The organism is Halobaculum sp. EA56, from assembly GCF_051195075.1.
Classification (GTDB): Archaea; Halobacteriota; Halobacteria; order Halobacteriales; family Haloferacaceae; genus Halobaculum.
The window spans coordinates 1-2,680 of the sequence record NZ_JBNTJX010000062.1 but is presented as its reverse complement, the minus strand read 5'-3'; the positions used below and the strand labels follow the sequence as shown (position 1 = coordinate 2,680).

3 protein-coding genes are annotated in these 2,680 nt (G+C 50.2%); all 3 read right to left on the bottom strand.

Annotated features, from left to right (window positions below):
* Positions 1–135: 135 nt before the first annotated feature.
* The gene (locus tag ACQUQ1_RS21885) at positions 136–1,299 is read right to left on the bottom strand and encodes a signal peptidase I (RefSeq protein ID WP_435066316.1); all 1,164 of its coding nucleotides are present in this window, start codon (positions 1,297–1,299) and stop codon (positions 136–138) included.
* Positions 1,300–1,407: 108 nt separating this feature from the next.
* On the bottom strand, positions 1,408–2,034 hold the full coding sequence (locus ACQUQ1_RS21880) for a hypothetical protein (protein WP_435066315.1): 627 nt from the start codon (positions 2,032–2,034) through the stop codon (positions 1,408–1,410).
* Between the two features lie 373 nt (positions 2,035–2,407).
* A partial coding sequence (locus ACQUQ1_RS21875; protein WP_435066314.1) for a hypothetical protein occupies positions 2,408–2,680 on the bottom strand: 273 nt, incomplete at its 5' end.

Here is a 2,680-nt window from a genome sequence, read left to right as displayed (position 1 = left end):
GACGACGAGGAGGATTACGATCGTCTCGAACTGTGTGTCGAGTAGTGCTCGCGCGCGCAACCCCCTGTCGGCCATGCACCCTTCGCGTGGGTGTCATCCAATTGTTATGACGGTCGTATTCCCGGTTGGGTCGAATTACCGGTAAAGGTTCTGGAGTTTGCGACGGACGGACTCGACGACTGAACGGTCTCTGTCACGTGTACGATTCCGCACGCGGCCAGTGCCGGCGAGTTTGATTCCGAGCAGGTAGAAGGGTATACCGAGCATCGCGTCGATGACGATGATCGGTGCCCAGGGGTGGAGCTGATAGAGCGCGCGGATGATTGGGAGCGGGAGTAGGGCGAGGTAGTGATGCTTGACGACGTAGCGTGGATAGTAGCCAATCTCCGGGGGTGCTTGGAGTTTGACCGTAGCGTTGGCGACACTACGAGATCGGACTTGGAGTTCTTGAGGTTCGATAGTCACACCTTCGCTACCCGGTTCAAGAAATACGATGTGAGGAATCACCCCACCACTTCCCACAGGATAGCGTATCTGCGTAGACTCACCTGCAGGGATCACTAATGGTCGCTCGGATTCGAATTCCGCACTGACGACGCTGAATTTATCCGTCCCAGAGGGACCAATCATCGCTGTATTTGCTCCGACTACGATCAGTAGTGCGAAGATAGCGATAATAATCCGTATATCAATTCCATTTTGCTGTTCTCTGGTTCGGCTCACGTCACGTCTTCCCTTGTCACGCCATTCTGCAATAACGTACCAAATCAGTGAACAGACAAAAAATAGATACGCAAGTCCCTTAGTTCCGAGGAAGATCCCGGTTCCCAATACCGTTGCTAGAAATCCTTGGAACGTTCCCAAAACGGACTGTACAGAATCAAATACAATGCCAAGATATGGTATGACAACCACTTTTCCATTTAAACTCCACGCAATGGCTACTACTTGAGCTGGTTTTACTGGGGGTTCTCCGTTGCTTTGATCTGTAAATGGATTGTTGTCTCCCTTTGTTATATATCCTTGATCGGTGATATCAACAACCCGGTGGGTAGTTAGCCCACCACCCTGTATCCGCTCTGCTTCGAAAACAATCACATCTCCTTCTTCAACAGGTGCGGCTAACGGTTTTGGGACAGCTATGAACCCATCACCTGCCTCTAGGGTTGGTTGCATGCTTCCTGTTTCAACGTAACTTAATAAGATTGGTTGACCCAAAGCTGCCCCCAAAACAAGTGATAAAACAGCAGTTAGCACTACCAACAAAAACAATTTTTCAACTATTGTGCGCACGGCCATACAAGTGCGATTGGCCAATATATTATAGTTATTAAGATAATATATACAGATATCTTCCACTAACCAAGTAGAATTATCAGGAAATATTAAATTGACGGCTTTATTCGATTAGTGTGAGTTCGATGCCGGAGAGTCTCCCAGGTCAGCGAACGCCTGGATCTGGAGATTTTCAGCACCTGCGAGTGCAGTTTGGAGGTTTTTCCCTTTTTCGATGTCAATTCCAACGTACACAGACTCTCCCGGGCTGAGTTCTGCAGCACTGAAGACGATATTAGACGGGTCTGGGCCCACACTGTCAGGTTCAAACTGATCCGAGTATGCTCCCGGATTACCGACATCGGGACTCAGGGCCTTCGTCTCGTTGTCGGAATCGTAGAAATAGATGTTGTCTCTGTCACCATTTCCACGAAGCGCGATGGTAGCGTAGACAGTCTGGGTACCTTGATTCCTAATCCGAAAAACGTTATTAAGACGGGTGTGTGCATCACTGTTGACACCAGACCCGCCGTTTCCGCTATCGTCAACGTTGAGCGCCGCCTCACCATTATTGTAATCTAGGTAGCGCCCATTGGGGTGTCCGGTTCTTCCGACCCCGACGTACGCACTCCCGTCACCTTCGACTTGGATGTCAACGTCACGGGAAGCTTGTGCACTGGTGAACGCACCAGTTCCCATTGCGGCCGCCCCTCCGGCGGCGATCGATCCGACTCCGATCACGAATTTCCGTCGTTCCATGGTTTCGTACCTCGTGCACGCCGCCGAGCAGCGAGCCGACCCGTATCGGGCTCCACGGTGGCGTGCTCATTCTCCACCTCGGTTCGGACTATCTTTGGTATATACTCCGGTTCGTCCAAAAACGACGAATTCAGCGCTGTAGAGTTCCTAAACAGTCTGAAAAAGGAGTCTTCTTGATTGGTAGTCTCAACATAGTTCTCGATGTGAATCTGAGTGACCAAGTCAGTCCAATATAGCCAAATGTGGACCTTGTATTATTCCGATTAGTTATTATTTGAAGTTTATTGGCGATAGCCAAGAACCCTGCGTCTATTCGATTTGAGATTGTCTGTCGGTTCGGAGTAACAATATTGGAAAGTCTGAAGTTTGTATGTCAGGACTGTGAGCCGTCAGAGTCTTCAGCCACCAACGTCACCGAGCCTCCGTTGGAAGAAATGTTCCCACGGGTGTCGACAGTGAACTCAATGACGTCGTTTGCCTCGTTTCCAGGACCAATTTCGAAGTTATCCACGAGGGTCGCGCTGACGGCGTTCGACAGATCGGTTTGGAGATTTGTCAGTCTCGCATAATCCTCGCCGTTGTTGACTACGTTCACCGCTCTGAACGTGGTCACGGCCTCGTTGTTCAATCCGGTACCGTCCGTGTC

Bases quoted from the DNA above. Each gene is read 5' to 3' on its own strand.
- ACQUQ1_RS21880 (WP_435066315.1), bottom strand. From the start codon at position 2,034: ATGGAACGACGGAAATTCGTGATCGGAGTCGGATCGATCGCCGCCGGA.
- ACQUQ1_RS21885 (WP_435066316.1), bottom strand. From the start codon at position 1,299: ATGGCCGTGCGCACAATAGTTGAAAAATTGTTTTTGTTGGTAGTGCTA.